We start from the raw sequence: 16,613 nt of genomic DNA, 5'->3' as shown, positions 1-16,613 counted from the left end.
GCAGGGTCTCACCACGCGTGACATGTCGATCTTCATTGACTTGCGAGTTTTCCGGTTGTCTCACCGTAATTTCGTCAAGATCAGTCTCAGGCTCGTGACATTTCTTGCGACGGGCAATTAGCGATTGGTGCTGTCGCGGCGATTGGGCGATGATGGTGTGCTCATGTCGTGCGCGTGTGGCGCCAGACGAGCCCGCCAGCCGCAAGGGATGCGACAACGATAGCGGCAGCGAAGATGGTCGATCCGGTCGCGAATCCCAGGGCGTCACTGAGGTAGCCGGTGCCGACGGGCAGTAGCGCGGCGGGGATGTAGCCGCCGAAGTTGAGCAGAGCGTTGGCTTCGGCGCGCCGCTGTTCGGGCACGTGGGTGCTGATCATGGTGAGCCCGCCGAGTTGACCGAGCCCTTGTGCCGCGCCGGCGAGTACAGCGGTGACGACGATCGCCAGGATCCAGCGTGCGTGCACGGCGACGAGGAGTGCGGCCATGCAGGCGAGCGCCGCGACCGCGCCGGTGAGCAGAATGGCGCGGACCCCGAGGCGCCGCGCGGCGAACTGGACGGCGGTGGCGGCGCCGAACATGACGAACGCGGTCGCCCCGGCGAGCAGCCGGTTGCTGGTGCCGAGCACGTCGGCGAGCAGTGCCGGGCCGAGCGAGAGCACGAACGAAGTGGACGTGATGCCCGGCGCGAAAACCGCGATGCCCAGCCAGACGGGCCGGCGTTGCGCGCGGGGCACGGCGGGTACGCGCACCCAGCCACCTGTGCCGCGTTCAGCCGGGCGCTGGAGCGGCTGTCGAGCGACCACGAGGGCCGCGCTGAGCAGCACTGCCGCCGAAAGCACGAAGATCGTCACCGTGGGCCCGGGCAGGGTTTCCGACAGCACTCCGGCGAGCAGCGGTCCGAGCCCTGCGCCGAAGACCATGGCGGTGGACGCGGCGAGCGTGGCGGTGCGCGCGCGTTCGGGTCCGCCGACGTCGACGACGGCCGCCATACCTGCCGAGACCGTGATGCCGACCGCGATCCCGGCGAGCAGCCGTGCGATGCCCAGCGCGAGTACGGAGGTGGCGGTGGCGAACAGTGCGCACGCGACCAGCGCGAGCAGTACTCCGGGCAGGACGACGGGTTTGCGGCCGACCCGGTCGGAGGCGCGGCCCGCGACCAGCAGCGCGGCGAGCAGTCCGGCGATGTAGGCGGCGAAGATCACCGTGAGCGTTCCGGCGGAGAAGCCCAGCCGGTGCTGCCACAGCACATACAGCGGGGTGGGCGCGTTCGACAGCACGAACACCGCTGTGACCGGCCATGCGGCGAGCCACGGATTGCCGGCGCGAGGCGGCGCGGCGTCGGATACGGCGACCATCTATCCTCCAGTACGAATCAAGTCGAACTAGTACGAGCAGACTCGAACATAGCATTAGTTCGACTAAAGTCGTACTGGAGTGGTTGAATGTGGGCATGCGCACGTCACCGGTGACCGACCTGGATCTCCCGCCCGCCGAACTGCCGCCGCCCCTGCCCGAGCCGGCGCGTGAGGACCTGCGGCTGGAGGTCGTGCTGAGTGCGCTGAGTGACCCCTTGCGGCTGACGATCGTGCGCAAACTGCTACTGGAACGCGAGGCGTACGACCATCCGTGCGGCTGGTTCGGGCTGGACCGGCCGAAGTCGTCGCTGACCCACCATTTCAAGGCGCTGCGGGAGGCGGGCATCCTGCGGCAGCGGCAGTACGGGCTGGAGCGGCGCAGCCGCGTGCGCGCCGAGGACCTCGACGCGCGCTTCCCTGGTCTGCTGGACCTCGTCGCCGCCTGGGAGCCCGCATCCGGTGGGGATTGATCGCAAGCGTTGTCTCACGACGCGGAGGCCCGTCGTTCTTCCGAGGCGATGACCGTGTCCAGAGTGGTGTCCGGGAGCGTGTCGTCGGGGGCGCCGAGCTGGCGCGAGATCTGCACGCCGGTCTGCAACATCTGGGTCAGCACCATGGGGCGGCGGTCGGGTGCCAGCCGACCGCGTGGCGCACAGATGTGCACGGCGGCGATGACGGTGCCGCTGGCGTCGATGACGGGAGTGGCCAGCCCGATGATGCCCTCGACGCTTTCGCCGTCGCTGATGCTGTAGGCCTGGTCGCGGATGGCGGCGTATTCGACGCGCAACTGGTCGCGGTTGGTCAGGGTGAAGGCGGTGAACTGTTCCAGGCGGGAGGCGCCGAGCGCGCGGGCTTCGAGGTCGGGGTTGTAGGCGGCGATGAGCTTGCCGACGGCCGAGCCGTGCAGTGGACGTCCGCCGCCGAGCTGGATGACCACGGACAGCAGTCATCGAACGAGTGCTTTCGGTGACATGTTCGCGTGTGCGAACACCACCCGCCGCACGGGACGACCCACGACCGTGGTGTCCAAGCCACGGGGACAATCTCTCAGGCCAGGTTTGACCGCTGTCACAAAGGCAGTTTTCGACGGGCACCACCGGACCGGAACTGCCGCTGGGCGATCTGCGATCGGACCGGATCGAGCGCCGTATGTTTATTGGGGGGCCGTTCCCGCCGTGCTGGGCTCCGCCAGGGCCCCGGGGAAGCAACAGCGCGAGGAGCAGGCCCTGCCCTCGCGGCAACAAGGAGCATCGCCGGGGCTACCTGTGAAGCCTTCACGTCAAGTCGTGACCAGACAACTTCTCGATTGCCTCGACATCAGCGTCCTCGATTCGCCGCGAGGCACGAGCGGTCCGCCGTCGAACGGCGGCCGACCGCAAGGCCAGGCGACCGAACCAAGCCTTCCGCGCGCTCACAAGGCGGCGGGAGTACTCGGCATGCGGCAAATCTGAAGGGATGCCGAAGTCAGCCGCGATGCGACGGTCGAGGCCGTCGTGGGCGGGGACCGTCCGTGCGGCTCGGTCTTCACAGCGTGCCCACGAGGCGTGGGCGGCGAGGCGGTGCGTCCGTCGGACCCGCAGGTAGCGATCGAGCGCTCGTTCGGTGCGCGCACCGAAAATATACGGCACGCTGCTTACCGCGCTTGCCCGTCACCAGGGCTGAACCGCTTTCGAGATGGACAGTCCCCGGGATGGTCCTGCCTTCGATTTCCCGATCGATCGTCAGCCCGCAAAGCTCGGACACCCGAACGCCGCAGTCGAGCAACAGCCGGATGATCGCTTCATCGCGGCGTTCCTTGAACCCTCGGCCTTTGCACGCTTTCAGCAGCGCGGTCAATTCGGCATCGGACAGCACCGGGACGGGTGTGTCCGGAAGGCCGGGTTTGCGGATGCCGACCATGGGATTGCTGTCGAGTTCGTCCTCGTCAATGAGCCAGCCGATGAACCGGAGCATCCCGGCGTGGCGAATCCGGACGGTGCCGGGCTTCTGTCCCCGGTCTCGCAGATGGTTGAACCAGCCGACGAGGTTGTCACGGGTCAGCGCGTCGAGGTCAGGCTCATGCTGACCTTCCGCGAGCCATCTCGCGAAGAAGCGCGGAGCCTGGGTGTGCAGTTTGACTGTGCGATCCGCGCGTCCTTCGGCACGGAGGTAGCGGGCGAACGAATTCGCGAGGTCGGCCAATGCTTCGGTCATAAGATCGAAGTTATCCGGGGAGTAAGCGCTGTGCGAACCGCCGAATCGAGCTCCGAGCCCCCTTTTCCGCAGGTCAGTCGCGCGCCTTGCTCGGCTGCACGCGCTTCGGTTCGCCCGGCATCTTGGGATAATCCGGCGGATACGGCATTTCCCCCAGGCCCCGGTCCCGCTCGTCCCGCGCGTACCACTCCAGCGCGGTCTCCAGCCCGAAAGCCTCGGCATCCAGGTCCGCGTGCGGGTCGCCGTGCTCGGCCAGCCAGCCGGGCACGGTGAGCACATCGAAGTCGTCCGGCCGGACCTCGCCCAGCTGCTCCCAGGTCAGCGGCGTGGACACCGTCGCACGCTGGGTGGCGCGGACGGACCAGCTCGACGCCACCGTCCGGTCCCGAGCCGCCTGGTTGTAGTCCAGGAAGACCCGGCCGTTGCGCTCTTCCTTCCACCACGCGATGGTGGCCAGCTTCGGCATCCGCCGTTCGACCTCGCGGCCGATCGCGATCACCGCGTGCCGCACCTCGACGAAGTCCCATTCCGGCCGGATCCGCGCCAGCACGTGCACCCCGCGCCCGCCCGAGGTCTTCGGGTACCCGGTCAGCCCCGCTTCGGCGAGTACCTCGCGCACTGTGCCCGCCACGCGCACGGCGTCGTCGAAACCCGTCACGTCCGACGGGTCCACGTCGATGCGCAGCTCGTCGGGATGGTCGACGTCGGGGCGCCGCACGGGCCACGGGTGGAAGTCGAACGTGCCGAGATTGGCCGCCCACAGGATCACCGCGGGCTCGGTCGGGCACACCTCTTCCGCGGTACGCCCGGACGGGAACGTGATCCGCACCGGCTCCACCCACGACGGCGCGCCCTTGGGCACGCGCTTGGCGTAGAAGAATTCGCCGCCGACCCCGTCCGGGAAACGCTTCAGCGTCGTCGGACGCTCGCCGATCGCCCGCAGCAACGGCTCCGCGACCGCGAGGTAGTACTCGGCCACCTGCCGTTTGGTGATGCCCCGCTCGGGGAAGTACACCTTGTCCGGACTGGACAGGCGCACTTTCCGGCCGCCTGCCTCGAGTTCGATCGGTTCGCCGTTCTTGGGCACAGCCTCACCGTAGCCTTCACACCCCTGTTTTTCCGCGTGCAATACCGTGTAGCCGTGCCCCGCCGAGTCAAACTGGTCGTCGCTCTCGTGCTGCTCGCCGCGGTCGTGGCGGCGGCCTTCCTGCTGCCCGTGCCGAGCCCGGCGCAGCTGCGCGACTGGGCGTCCGGCGCGGGCCCGGCCACGGCTTTCCTTTTGCTGGCGGCATATTCGGTACTCACAGTGGCCCCCATACCGCGCACGGTGTTCAACCTCGCGGCCGGTCTCCTGCTCGGCAACGCGGTCGGCATCGTCGTGGCGATCGTGGCGACGGCCATCTCCGGCGCGCTCGGCTTCGGGCTCGCCCGGCTGCTGGGCCGCGATCTCATGTCCCGGCACCTGCAGCGGAAATCCGTGCGCGCGGTGGACGAACGACTCGCCGGCGGCGGCGTCCTCGCGGTCACCTCGCTGCGCCTGATCCCCGTGGTTCCCTTTGCCCCCTTGGGGTACTGCTGCGGGATCCTCAACGTGCGCTGGTGGCCGTACCTCGCCGGTACCGTGCTGGGCAGTCTCCCCGGCACGATCGCGGTGGTGGTGCTCGGCGACGCGCTCACCGGCGGCACCCCGCCCGCGCTTTTTGTGTGCTACCTCGCATTCGCGCTGGTGGGAGCGCTCGGAATGATCAAGGTCGTCAGGGGGACAGCTTACGACGGCCGCACGAGGCCGCCCGCTACACTCAGTGCGGCGCGCGAGGAGGGTGTGCGTGCCCCGTCAGGCCAAGAAATGCAGGTAGTTTCCGAGGAGTAGTCGCCATCGACACCGGTCAGCTGATCGCAGGGCACTATCGCCTCGTTGAGCACATCGGCAGCGGCGCCATGGGCGTCGTTTGGCGCGCGGTCGACGAGCGGCTCGAACGCGCGGTGGCGGTGAAGCAGATTCTCGCCCAGCCGGGGCTTTCCGAGGCCGAGCGCAGCAGCATGCGGCAACGGGCGATGCGCGAGGCCAAGAACGCGGCACGCTTCCAGCACCCCAACGCGATCGTCGTGTTCGACATCGCCGAGCAGGACGGCGACCCGTGCCTCGTCATGGAGTACCTGCCGTCGCAGAGCCTCTCCGCGGTCATCGCCGAGCACGGCACGCTGCCGCTGAGCCAGGTCGCCAGGATCGGCGAGCAGGTGGCGGCCGCGCTGGTCGCCGCGCACCGCGCGGGCATCGTGCACCGCGACATCAAACCGGCGAACATCCTCATCGACGAGCACGGCACGGCGAAGATCACCGACTTCGGCATCTCCCGCGCGGCCGGTGACCTCACCCTCACCCAGACGGGCCTGATCGGCGGCACCCCCGCGTACCTCGCGCCCGAGCTGGCCCGCGGTTCGGACCCGTCCCCCGCGTCCGACGTGTTCTCCCTCGGCGCCACCCTCTACCACGCGCTGGAGGGCCAGCCGCCGTACGGCAACTCGACCAACCAGCTCGCGCTGCTCTACACGGCGGCGAACGGCCAGGTCATCCCGCCCAAGCAGTCCGGGAAGGCCACCGCGCTGCTGATGCACCTGCTGCGGGTCGAGCCGGACGAAAGACCCAGCATGGCGGAGGCGCGGGACAGGCTCTCCGCGCTGGCCACGGACGATTCGACAGACGTGGATCAGGCCGCCACGCGCGTGTCACCCCCGCTGTACGCCCCTGGCCGCCAACCCGCCGGAGTCGCCGCCGAGCCCCCGGCCGAGCGGCCCCCGTGGGCGCGCAACTCCGCCGCGGCGAACAACGTCGCGGCCCCGGCCCCGCAGCGCTCCCCGCGCCAGCCCACGGCGGCTTTCATCCCGCCGGCGCGCCCCGCCGGGCAGCAGCAGGCGAGCTCGCAGGCCCCGAACAAACGCCGCAACATCATCATCGGCTCGGCCGCCGCCGTGGTGGTGATCGTGGCGCTGGTGTTGTTCTTCACGCTCAATTCGGGTGATTCCGGCACGGGCAGCAACGCGCAGGGCGTGCCGACCGGCGGCCAGCAGACGTCGGCCCCGCCGTCCAGCGCCTCCAGCTCCGCCTCGAACGCCGCGCTGGGCCAGACCCCGAACACCGGCGGCACGGTCGGCTACACCGAGGCCTCCGTGCCCGTGCAGAGCTACATCAACAGCGTCGGCACCGACACGGCGTGGAACCTGCTCACCCCGGCGGCGCAGGCGGTCTTCGGCGACGAGGCGGCGTTCGAGGCGTACTGGGCCCAGCACAAGATCGTCGGCTACCAGTCGATCAGGGCCGACAACGGCGCGAACGCCGACGGTTCGGTGGACATGTACGTCTCGATCGACGGTGCCGGCCGCCCGCACTGGCGTGTCGTGAAGACCGCCGCGGGCCTGCGCATAGACGCGGACACGCGCATCGGCTGATGGCTTACCTTGGTCCTATGACCGAGAGCGAGCGCAATCCTCGCTTCGACGAGGAGCTGGCCGGGCTGGATCCGGAGGATCCCGAGGCCAGGGCGTTCGCCGCGCACCTTGACCGCATGCAGCGCTGCGAACCGGGTTTCACGATCGAGTCCTCCCTGCGCCAGGTCGAGGACTTCGCCGACTCCAGCAACCGCGCCGGCGGGCTCCGGTACTGGGTCGCCGCGCTGGTCGCGGCCCTGATCGTGTTCGGCGTGGTGGTGGCCTCGTGGGACATCATCGTCCGGGCCCTCCAGTGGCTCGCTCGGTAAACTCGGCCGCATGGAACCTGTCACCGGAACCGCGCCCAAAGTGGTCAAGTCGGACCAGGAGTGGCGGGAGCAACTGGCCCCCGAGGAGTACGCGGTGCTCCGCAAGGCGGCCACCGAGCGCCCGTTCACCGGCGAGTACAACGAAACCAAGACCGAGGGCGTCTACGAGTGCCGCGCCTGCGGGGCCGAGCTTTTCTCGAGCGACACCAAGTTCGAGAGCCACTGCGGGTGGCCGTCCTTCTTCGACCCGGCCGACAGCGACGCCGTCGTCATCCGTGAAGACCGTTCGCTCGGCATGGTGCGCAAGGAGGTGCTGTGCGCGAACTGCCACAGCCACCTCGGCCACGTCTTCGAGGGCGAGGGCTACGCCACGCCCACCGACCAGCGCTACTGCATCAACTCGATCGCCATGAAGCTGGTCCCGAAGGACTGAGCGCTCAAGCGCCGGGCGCGAACCGCAGGATCGCGGCCGTCTCGCCGCCGCCCGGGACGTCCTCCCGGCGGACGGCGAGTATCCGCCCGCCCGTGAGCCACACCCGGCGGGCGATCTCGTCCAAAACGCCGTAGTCCACCGAATCCCCTTCGCGGAACTCGATCTCCCCGGTCTGCTCGTCCACGAGCCCGGAAACCGTCGCGTCGATGTCCACGAACAGAGTGCCGACGGCGCCTGCCGTGGCGAACCGCGCGACATCGGCGGTGTCGGTGACAGTGCGGCCCTGCGAGGTCCGCTGCTCGAACAGCTCCCGCGCTTCCCGAAGCTCCCCGGCGTGCACTTCGTCGAGGACGCGCCGGGCGTTCTCGATCAGCTGGGTGTCGCCTCCGCTGGGCGAAATCGTCGTCGGCGCGAGATGCGGATAGCTGCAGACCGAACGGAAGATCCCGTCCAGCGGCTCCACCGCGGCCAGGATCAGCGGCACGGCCTGCCCGGCGAGGATGGGCCGGATCGCCTGGTCCACCTGGCGGGCGTACTGCCGCATCCGGACCTTCTGTCCCTCGCTCCCCTGCAACCGCCCGACCGGCGCGCGGTCGGCGATCGAGGACTTCCCCACCGCGCTCGCCACGTCCGTCGGCAGGCCCGGCACGGCCACCTCCGCCGGGCGCAGCTCGGGCACCACCTCCAGCAGCCGCACCGAACCCTGCGCCAGCTCCAGGACGAACGCCGCCTGGGTGAAGGTCAGCGCGCGAAGCAGCGGCTTGACGTGGAACCGGTCGGAGACCTCCACCGAGCGGCTGAGCTGGTTGGGCAGCCGGAACGTCGTGAGCCCCGCCGGGGTCACGAACACGGCCAGGCTGCGCGCCTGGAAACGCCAGAACTCGTCGTCCTCCACGAGGTCCGCCAGCTGTTCCTCGACGGAGGCCAGCTCGTCCCGGCCCGCGTCGCCCTCACGCAGCTGGGCCCCCGCTTCGCCCGCGAGGTTCTTCAGGTCGATGCGCTCCCCGTCGCCCGGTCCCTCCGGCTGGGTCGGCAGGTACAGCGAGACCGCGACCGGCGACCGCGTGGTCAGCAACCGCGTGACCTGCGCCGGCGTGGGCATGTCGGTGTGCAAGCTCATCAGCGCAGGAAACCGTCAGAATTCCGCGGTGTCCTCACCCGGCAACGGTGAACCTTGTGCCCAGAACGGGTTCGCCCCGGGCAAGGTCCCCGGCACCCGGACGTGGGTGAGCCGCCCGAACGGGCTGTCGAGCTCGTCGAACAGGCCGGTCGTGTCCAGCTCCTCGGTCGTATTCTCCTTGCGTCCCAAGGAATCCAGCCAACGCCCCGTGCTCGCCAGCGCGAGCAGGGCGCGGTAGGAGCCGCCCTCGGCGGCACGCCTGCGCAGCCCCGTCATCGCCGCGGCCGCGGCGAGCCAGCCCGTCGCGTGGTCCAGCGCCTGAGCGGGCAACGGGCGCGGCTTGTCTACCGCCGTCTCCGCCGCGATCCCGGAAGCCATCTGCACCAGGCTGTCGAAGCCCCGCCGCCGTGCCCACGGGCCGCTCCAGCCGTAGGCGTCGAGTTCCACGAGCACGATCCCCGGGCGTGCTTCGGCGAGCTTCTCCGGCGTGAACCCGAGCGCCGCCAACGCTCCTGGCCGGTACGACTGCAGCAGCACGTCCGCCTCGGCGATCAACCGCCACAGCCGCGCCCTGCCTTCGCCGGTGCGGAGATCGACGAAGGCGGACCGTTTGCCGAGCCCGGTGTCGATGTCCAGCGTCCGCAGCCTTGGCAGGTGCGCCGCGCCGATCTGCAGCACGTCGGCGCCGTGCGCGGCCAGTGCCCGCCCGGCGACCGGGCCCGCGATCACGTGCGTCAGCTCCAGCACCCGGACTCCGCCGAGCGGCCTGTCCGAAGTGGACAGTGGGCGGGCCGGGGAGTGCGCGATCGGCGTGAACTCCACCAGCGGCGCGTCCGCGAGCGCCTGTCCCTGCGGGTGGGCCAGCCACTCGTCGCGGGTGCGCATAGCCGCGGCCGCGCCACCCGCCTCGACGACGGCCTCCTGCACGTCCCACGCCGTCCGCTTCGCGACGGCCTCGGCCGCGGCGTCCGCGCTGTCCGGGATCCCGAGCGCGCGCCGCGCCGCCGCGTTGTGCTTGGGGTAGTTGCAATGCAGCTTCACCCAGCCGTCAGCCGCGCGGTAGTCGCCCGAGAGCCCGCCCCACACGCCGGGCGGCGCTTCGCCGTCCACCCGCACGTACTGCTCGCTGCGGAACGCGGCCGCCGCGTGCCGGGTGTCCACGGACACCGTGCCGGGCTCGATCCCGTTGAGGCGCAACAACTCGCCGGCCGCGAGCGTGGCCGCGGCGATACTCGCCGAGGCCGCCGCCGCGACCCGGAACGGGCCGGGCAGCACGGCCTCGCCGCCCTCGATGACCGCGGCGCCCGGCCGGAGTTCGTCCCCGGTCAGCGACCGCCACAGTTCGCCGAGCACTACGGCAGGGCGGCGATCAGCTCGGCAGGGGGCACCTTCGTCCCGGTGTAGAACGGGATCTCCTCGCGCACGTGCCGCCGCGTCTCACTGCCGCGCAGGTGCCGCATGAGGTCCACGATCCGGTGCAGCTCGTCGGCCTCGAAGGCGAGGATCCACTCGTAGTCGCCGAGCGCGAACGAGGCGACCGTGTTGGCCCGCACGTCCGGGTAGTCGCGCGCCATCTTGCCGTGCTCCGCGAGCAGCTTGCGGCGCTCGTCGTCCGGCAGCAGGTACCACTCGTACGAGCGGACGAACGGGTACACGCAGATGTACTTGCGGGCCTCTTCACCTGCCAGGAACGCCGGGATGTGGCTCTTGTTGAACTCCGCCTCGCGGTGCAGCGCGAACTGGCTCCACACCGGCACCGAGACGCGGCCCAGCGGCGTGTGCCGGAAACCGGTGTACGCGGCCTGCACCTGCTCGACCTCTTCGGCGTGCCACCAGATCATGTAGTCCGCGTCGGCGCGCAGGGCCGACACGTCGTACACCCCGCGCACGACGACACCCTTGCCCTCGAGCGCGTCGAGGTACTCGGTGGTCTCGCTCGTGACGGCACCGCGGTCTTCGGGGAGCTTGCCCTGCTCGACCCGGAACACGGACCAGGCGGTGTAACGAATGCTGTTGTTCAGCTCGGAGTAGTTGAGGCGCGCCATGACCCCATCTTGGCACTACTCAGTGCCGCCGCAGCTCCGAGGTGATGCGGCTCGCGGCCTCGGTCGCCGTCGCGATACAGGCCGGCACGCCGACCCCGTGCAGCGCCGCGCCCGCGATGGCCAGGCCGGGCACCGCCGCCACGGCGCTTTCGGCCCGCTCGACGAGCTCGCCGTGCCCGACGCCGTACTGCGGCAGCCCGCCGCCCCAGCGCTGGACGTGCACGTCGATCGGCTCGGCGGTCACTCCGGTCAGCTCGGCCAGATCCGCCCGCACGAGCCGGACCAGCTCCTCGTCGTCCGCGCGCAGGGCGCCGGGCTCGCCGAACCGCCCGACCGAACCGCGCAGCAGCACGGGATCGTCCAGATGCGCCCATTTCCGGCTGGAGAAGGTGAACGCCTTGGCGGCCAAGGGTTTGCCGTCCGGATACCGCTCACCGGCCCCGATCAGCACGCCCGACGCCGCGGGCAGCTCCGTGCCGGGCGGCAACGCGAGGCCGACGACCGCCATCGACGCCAGCTCGACCTGGCCCAGCGCGGCCGAAGCGACGGGCGCGGCCTGCTCCAGCAACCGGCGCGCGGCCGGCGCGGGCACCGCGAGGATCACCGCGTCGACGTCGTCGATGCCCTCGGTCAGCTCGAGCCGCCAGCCTTCGGCGGTGCGGGAAAGCCCGCGCACCAACGTGTTCAGCCGGATCTCCGGTTTGGCCAGCTCGATCAGCCTGTCGATGAGCGTGCTCATCCCGCCGGTCAGCGTGCCGAACACCGGCTTCGTGCTGGGCGCGCTGGGCAGCAGCGACGCGGCCGCGGCCGTCAGCGAGGGCGCTCCCGCGTCGATCGCGGACGCCAGCGCGGGCACCGTCGCGCGCAGCCCGAGCCCGTCCGCCCCGCCCGCGTATACGCCGCCCAGCAACGGGTCCACCAGCCTGTCGACCAGCTCGTCGCCGAAGCGAGCGCGCAACAACTCGCCCAGCGCGACATCCCCGTTCACGTGCACGGGCGGCAATTCCGGTTCGGCGGCGACGCGGCGGCGCCCCTCCTCGGACAGCACGCCCGCGACCGCGTCCGCCGAACCCGGGATGCCCATCATCGTGCCGCCCGGCATCGCGACCTTCTGCCCGCCTGCCCGCACCGTCGACTTCGCGCCCGTCGGATGGGCCAGCTCGCCGTCGAGGCCGATCTCCTCGATCAGCGCGACCGCCTCCGGCCTGCGCGCGAGAAAAGCCTCCACGCCCACGTCGTACCGGGTGCCCGCGAGCTCCACCGTGCGCAGTTTTCCGCCCAGTGAAGCCGAAGACTCGAAGACGACGAGCTCCGCGGCACCGCCGAGCGACTGCCGCAGCCGGTACGCCGCGGTGGCCCCGGAAACCCCGCCGCCGACGACCGCGACCCTGGTCACGGCTCGAGCTCGTGCACCAGTTCGGCGACCCGGGTCAGCACCTCGGGATCCGTCCCCGGCGGCACGCCGTGGCCCAGGTTGAAGATGTGGCCGGCCGCGGCCCTGCCCTCCTCGGCGATCCGCCGGACCTCGGCCTCGATCACCGGCCAGGAAGCGCCCAGCAGCGCGGGATCCAGGTTGCCCTGCACCGCGGGCTTGGGCTCACCGTCGGCGGTCAGCCGCCGCACGGCCTCGTCGAGCGGGATGCGCCAGTCGACCCCGACGACATCCGCGCCCGCTTCGCGCATCGCGGTGAGCAGTTCGCCGGTGCCGACGCCGAAGTGGATCCGCGGCACGTCGTACTCGGCGACCCCGCCCAGCACCTTCGCCGAATGCGGCAGCACGAACTCGCGGTACTCGCGCAGCGACAGCGCACCGGCCCAGGAGTCGAACAGCTGCACCGCGTCCGCCCCAGCGTCCAGCTGCGCGCGCAGGAACGTCAGCGCGATGTCGGCGAGCTTGCCGGCCAGCTCGTGCCACAGCGCGGGCTCGGAGCGCATGAGCGCCTTGGTGCGCTCGTAGTTCCGGCTCGGCCCACCTTCGATCAGGTAGGAAGCAAGCGTGAACGGCGCGCCGGCGAAACCGATCAACGGCGTTCGGTCCAGCCGCCCGACGAGCAGGCGCACGCCTTCGGCCACCGCCGCGACCTGTTCGGCGTGCAGCTCCGGCAGCGCGCGGATGGCGGCGGCGTCGCGGACCGGCGCGGCCACGACGGGGCCGGTGCCGGGCACGAGGTCGATGTCCATCCCGGCCGCGTAGAGCGGCACGACGATGTCGCTGTACAGCACCGCCGCGTCCACTCCGTGCCGCCGCACGGGCTGCAGGGTGATCTCGGCGAGCAGCTCCGGTTCGAAGCACGCCTTGAGCATTGGCACGCCCTCGCGCAGCGCGCGGTACTCGGGCAGCGAGCGGCCGGCCTGCCGCATGAACCAGACCGGCAGCCGCGACGGGCGGCCACCGCGAGCGGCGACCAGCAGGGGAGCGTCCGACAGACCGCGCTGTGCCGCTTCACGGCGCGACGGAGCAGTAGTAGCCATCGTAAATATCGTGCCACGCGGGCCGTCGCGGGCTTTCCTCGGCGCGTCTACGCCTTCCGGCCGGCGTTCGGATTTACAGTCGGCTCGTGACCGCGATGACGCAAGCACCCGAGATGTTCCGTGAAGCAGTCGCGGCACTGCAGGCCGTCCGGCCCCGTCCGGAGATGACCATGGAAACGGTGCGCGCTCCGCAGCGTCTCGCCCCCTGGGCGTACGCGCTGAGCTGTGAAGTCACCGGCCCCGCCGACGTTCCCGCGACGGGGCGGCTGGTCCTCCTGCACGACCCCGAAGGCCAGGAGGCCTGGAACGGGGTGCTGCGGATGGTGATCTACGTCCGCGCGGAGATCGACCGCGAACTCGCCACCGACCCGTTCCTGCCCGCCGTCGGCTGGTCCTGGCTGACCGACGCGCTGGAAACCTCGGGCGCTTCGTGGACCGCGCTGGGCGGCACTGTGACGGAGACCTCATCCGCCCGATTCGGTGACATCTCCGGCCCGTCCCGCACCGACGATCTGGAGCTGCGCGCGTCCTGGACCCCGTCCGACGAGCACCTCGGCCCGCACGGCGACGCGTTCATCCAGCTCATGTCGAGCGTCGCGGGCCTGCCGCCGGTCGGCGTGACGCTGTTCGGGCACCGGCAGAGTTCCTGAGCTCCCCGGAAACCGGAAATTCGCACTGAACCCCCAGTGGCTGACGCGCGTCCTCTGATGGGCCACCTGGACGGGCGTAGCGCGGCCGTTCGAACGCCAGGAGAACGGCTTACATCGATCCGGTGAAGCCCCTCCCCCGAGCGGTGGTCGCGGGGCTAAATTGGTGAACGAGCAGATGCACGCACTGTATGCACGCGCAGACGGCGTACCGGCATCTAGCTCTATCGTGTTCGTTGAGCGAATCGTTAACCACTACGCGTGAATTAACCCATTCGTGCTACACGGACACCACTTAGTAACTACCCGATCGGGATAGATACCCGTTCGATCCCCCCGCTGACCCTCTCGGGCGGCTAGAGTGCCTCTTCGACGACACCACTTTCGGTCTAGAGCTGGCGCGGCTGTTTGGCCGAAAGTCCCGGTGCCGGTCGGGGGGCACGACCGACTCCAGGGAGGTAGTGACGTGGCTGCCGTCGGCTTATCTCAGGCCGTCAGATCCACGCCAGCCGGCGCCTTGCCGGCGAGCATGGTTCCGCACCCGCGGGAAGAGCTGTTTTCCGTGCTGGTGGTCGATGACCACCCGTTACTGAGGGAGGCTATTGCCGCACGACTCGCTCAAATGGGAGCGGGCACAGTACACGAGGCTGCCTCGGTAGCCGAAGCCAGAGCCCGGGCGACCGCAACCGGTCCCTGTGATCTGGCGATTCTCGATCTGGGGTTGCCCGACGGTTCGGGCATCGAACTGGTTACGGAACTTCGCAACCACGGCTGGCCCCGGATCGTGGTGCTCGCATCCTCGGACGACCCGTACGCCGTACGTTCGGCGTTCCAGGCGGGCGCCCAGGCATACCTGCTCAAGTCGGCCTCGCCCATGGTGGTGACGGACGGCGTGCGCCGGGTGCTCGAGGGCGGCGTGTACGCGGACCCGAGCGTGGCACCGGTGCTGGCCACCGGGACAAGGGTCCCCGGCACGGACAACACGCCGCGGGAGCTGTCCGCACGCGAGGTGGAGGTTCTCCAGCTCGTGGCGGACGGTCAGTCCAACAAGGAGATCGGCGAGGAGCTCAGCCTCTCCGCGCTCACCGTCAAGTCGCATCTGTCCCGGATCGGGCGCAAGCTCGGCACCGGTGACCGGGCGCAGATGGTGGCGCTGGCGATGCGCGCGGGCGTCATCCGCTGACACGCTCGAGGCTCTGCGGGACGGGCTAACCAGGCGCGGTCCGCCCGTCCCGTAGGGTTGAAAGCTGTGGAAGCCGCTGATCACGAGCCCGCCGGACCGATCCTGCTGAAGGAACCGGCCGACGGGACCCCGCCAGTGGTAGCCGACCCCACGGACCTGGCCCGCGCGAGCGAGAAGCTCGCCGCTGGCACCGGGGCCATCGCGGTCGACACCGAACGCGCGTCGGGTTATCGGTACTGGCCCAAGGCGTACCTGGTGCAACTGCGCAGAGAAGGCGCCGGCACGGTCCTGATCGATCCGATCGCGCTGGACGGCGAGCTCGAACCCCTGCGGCAGGCCATCAACGGCGAAGAGTGGGTGCTGCACGCCGCCTCGCAGGACCTGCCGTGCCTGTTCGAGCTGGGGCTCACCCCGGCCAGTCTGTTCGACACCGAGCTGGCGGGCCGTCTCGCCGGTTATGAGCGCGTCGCCTTGGGCACGCTTGTCGAGCGGCTGCTCGGGTACACGCTGGAAAAGGGGCACAGCGCCGCGGACTGGTCGAAACGGCCCTTGCCCGTGGACTGGCTCAACTACGCCGCTCTCGACGTCGAGCTGCTCGTGCAGCTCCGCGAGAAGCTCGAGGCGGAACTCGACGCCCAGGGCAAACTCGAGTGGGCGCGCCAGGAGTTCGAAGCCGTGCGCACCGCTCCCCAGCCCGCGCCGCGCGCCGAGCCGTGGCGCCGCACTTCGGGTATCCACAAGGTTCGCACCGCGCGGGGCCTCGCCGCCGTCCGGGCGCTCTGGGAGGCCCGGGACGAGCTGGCCCGCAAACGCGACCGCGCGCCCAGCCGGGTGCTGCCGGACAGCGCGATCGTCAATGCGGTGCTGTCGGAGCCGAAGACCGTCGCCGAGTTGCAGGCGCTGCCGGTGTTCGGTGGGCGCGTGCAGCGGCGGTACACGGCGAACTGGTTCCGGCACCTGGAGGCCGCGCGGGCGTTGCCGCGTGAGGAGCTGCCGAACCCGGCGCAGCACCACGACGGTCCGCCCCCGGCGAACCGCTGGGCGGACAAGGACCCGGATGCCGCCGCCCGCCTCGCCGCCGCCCGTGCGGCGTTGAATGCGATCGCGGAGCACCACCGGCTGCCGCCGGAGAACCTGTTGCTGCCGGACCTTTTGCGCCGCACCTGCTGGCGGCCGCCGGAGGACAAGAGCGTCGAGGGCGTCACCGAAGCGCTGCGTGCGGGCGGTGCGCGACCGTGGCAGGTGGAGCTCACCGCCGAGGCTCTTTCCACCGCCCTGCACGCGACGGCGCCGGACAAGGGCGCGGCTGGCTCGGCCGGTGCGGCTGGGAAGCCGGATGGCGGCGGGGCGACGGAAGGCTCGGTCGGGAAGTAGCTCGCATCCCGCGCTCTGGGTTTTGGGGTTCGGTGC

At 70.5% G+C, this 16,613-nt stretch carries 17 protein-coding genes; 8 read left to right on the top strand and 9 right to left on the bottom strand.

From position 1 onward, the window contains the following. Window positions 1-161: 161 nt before the first annotated feature. Window positions 162-1,355 carry an MFS transporter gene (locus FPZ12_RS03130; protein ID WP_144748660.1) on the bottom strand — a complete coding sequence of 398 codons (1,194 nt, stop codon included), beginning with the start codon at window positions 1,353-1,355 and terminating at the stop codon, window positions 162-164. Window positions 1,356-1,450: 95 nt separating this feature from the next. On the opposite strand from FPZ12_RS03130, the gene FPZ12_RS03125 reads away from it, so the two are divergent. After that, entirely contained in the window at window positions 1,451-1,825 is a 375-nt protein-coding gene (locus tag FPZ12_RS03125) for an ArsR/SmtB family transcription factor (protein WP_144748659.1), read from the top strand. A gap of 14 nt (window positions 1,826-1,839) precedes the next feature. On the opposite strand, the gene FPZ12_RS03120 is transcribed toward FPZ12_RS03125, so the two are convergent. From FPZ12_RS03120 to ligD, 3 genes are all read right to left on the bottom strand, one after another. After that, window positions 1,840-2,292, bottom strand: a complete 453-nt coding sequence (locus tag FPZ12_RS03120) for an IclR family transcriptional regulator (protein WP_166462550.1) — start codon at window positions 2,290-2,292, stop codon at window positions 1,840-1,842. Between the two features lie 587 nt (window positions 2,293-2,879). Continuing rightward, window positions 2,880-3,548: a tyrosine-type recombinase/integrase gene (locus FPZ12_RS03110; protein WP_144748657.1), complete on the bottom strand. Its 669-nt coding sequence runs from the start codon at window positions 3,546-3,548 to the stop codon at window positions 2,880-2,882. A gap of 73 nt (window positions 3,549-3,621) precedes the next feature. Further along, window positions 3,622-4,635, bottom strand: coding sequence for a non-homologous end-joining DNA ligase (gene ligD / locus FPZ12_RS03105; RefSeq protein WP_144748656.1), 1,014 nt, complete (start codon window positions 4,633-4,635; stop codon window positions 3,622-3,624). Between the two features lie 54 nt (window positions 4,636-4,689). Between ligD and FPZ12_RS03100 the strand changes: the two genes are divergently transcribed. The 4 genes from FPZ12_RS03100 to msrB are packed head-to-tail and all read left to right on the top strand — an operon-like array spanning window position 4,690 to window position 7,736. Further along, window positions 4,690-5,418, top strand: a complete 729-nt coding sequence (locus FPZ12_RS03100; RefSeq protein WP_144748655.1) for a TVP38/TMEM64 family protein — start codon at window positions 4,690-4,692, stop codon at window positions 5,416-5,418. A gap of 20 nt (window positions 5,419-5,438) precedes the next feature. After that, complete coding sequence (locus FPZ12_RS03095) at window positions 5,439-6,995, top strand: serine/threonine-protein kinase (RefSeq protein ID WP_144748699.1); 1,557 nt, start codon at window positions 5,439-5,441, stop codon at window positions 6,993-6,995. Window positions 6,996-7,012: 17 nt separating this feature from the next. Next, window positions 7,013-7,303, top strand: a complete 291-nt coding sequence (locus FPZ12_RS03090; protein WP_144748654.1) for a hypothetical protein — start codon at window positions 7,013-7,015, stop codon at window positions 7,301-7,303. A 10-nt stretch (window positions 7,304-7,313) separates the two neighbouring features. Then, window positions 7,314-7,736 carry a peptide-methionine (R)-S-oxide reductase MsrB gene (gene msrB / locus FPZ12_RS03085; protein ID WP_144748653.1) on the top strand — a complete coding sequence of 141 codons (423 nt, stop codon included), beginning with the start codon at window positions 7,314-7,316 and terminating at the stop codon, window positions 7,734-7,736. A 4-nt stretch (window positions 7,737-7,740) separates the two neighbouring features. Here the strand turns inward: msrB and FPZ12_RS03080 are convergent, their stop codons facing one another. From FPZ12_RS03080 to hemE, 5 genes are read right to left on the bottom strand one after another with little or no spacing between them, the layout of a single operon-like run. Continuing rightward, a complete protein-coding gene (locus FPZ12_RS03080; protein ID WP_144748652.1) occupies window positions 7,741-8,856 on the bottom strand; it encodes a baeRF11 domain-containing protein in 1,116 nt (371 codons plus the stop codon). A gap of 15 nt (window positions 8,857-8,871) precedes the next feature. After that, on the bottom strand, window positions 8,872-10,209 hold the full coding sequence (locus tag FPZ12_RS03075; RefSeq protein ID WP_144748651.1) for a CoA transferase: 1,338 nt from the start codon (window positions 10,207-10,209) through the stop codon (window positions 8,872-8,874). After that, window positions 10,209-10,901 (bottom strand): hydrogen peroxide-dependent heme synthase, encoded by a 693-nt coding sequence (gene hemQ, locus FPZ12_RS03070; protein ID WP_144748650.1) that lies wholly within the window; start codon window positions 10,899-10,901, stop codon window positions 10,209-10,211. Before hemQ ends, FPZ12_RS03075 begins: the two co-directional genes overlap by 1 nt. Before the next feature lie 19 nt (window positions 10,902-10,920). Then, window positions 10,921-12,297, bottom strand: a complete 1,377-nt coding sequence (gene hemG / locus FPZ12_RS03065) for a protoporphyrinogen oxidase (protein ID WP_144748649.1) — start codon at window positions 12,295-12,297, stop codon at window positions 10,921-10,923. Continuing rightward, window positions 12,294-13,373: a uroporphyrinogen decarboxylase gene (hemE, locus tag FPZ12_RS03060; protein WP_144748648.1), complete on the bottom strand. Its 1,080-nt coding sequence runs from the start codon at window positions 13,371-13,373 to the stop codon at window positions 12,294-12,296. Before hemE ends, hemG begins: the two co-directional genes overlap by 4 nt. 86 nt (window positions 13,374-13,459) lie before the next feature. On the opposite strand from hemE, the gene FPZ12_RS03055 reads away from it, so the two are divergent. The 3 genes from FPZ12_RS03055 to FPZ12_RS03045 all read left to right on the top strand — a co-directional run bounded on the left by FPZ12_RS03055 (window position 13,460) and on the right by FPZ12_RS03045 (window position 16,577). Then, window positions 13,460-14,023, top strand: a complete 564-nt coding sequence (locus FPZ12_RS03055) for a DUF3000 domain-containing protein (RefSeq protein ID WP_166462548.1) — start codon at window positions 13,460-13,462, stop codon at window positions 14,021-14,023. Between the two features lie 463 nt (window positions 14,024-14,486). Next, window positions 14,487-15,203: a response regulator gene (locus tag FPZ12_RS03050; RefSeq protein ID WP_144748647.1), complete on the top strand. Its 717-nt coding sequence runs from the start codon at window positions 14,487-14,489 to the stop codon at window positions 15,201-15,203. A gap of 66 nt (window positions 15,204-15,269) precedes the next feature. Then, window positions 15,270-16,577, top strand: coding sequence for a ribonuclease D (locus tag FPZ12_RS03045; RefSeq protein WP_150980178.1), 1,308 nt, complete (start codon window positions 15,270-15,272; stop codon window positions 16,575-16,577). Window positions 16,578-16,613 lie beyond the last annotated feature (36 nt).

This window comes from Amycolatopsis acidicola (assembly GCF_007713735.2).
Classification (GTDB): Bacteria; Actinomycetota; Actinomycetes; order Mycobacteriales; family Pseudonocardiaceae; genus Amycolatopsis_E; species Amycolatopsis_E acidicola.
This window is presented reverse-complemented; position numbering and strand designations above follow the sequence as displayed.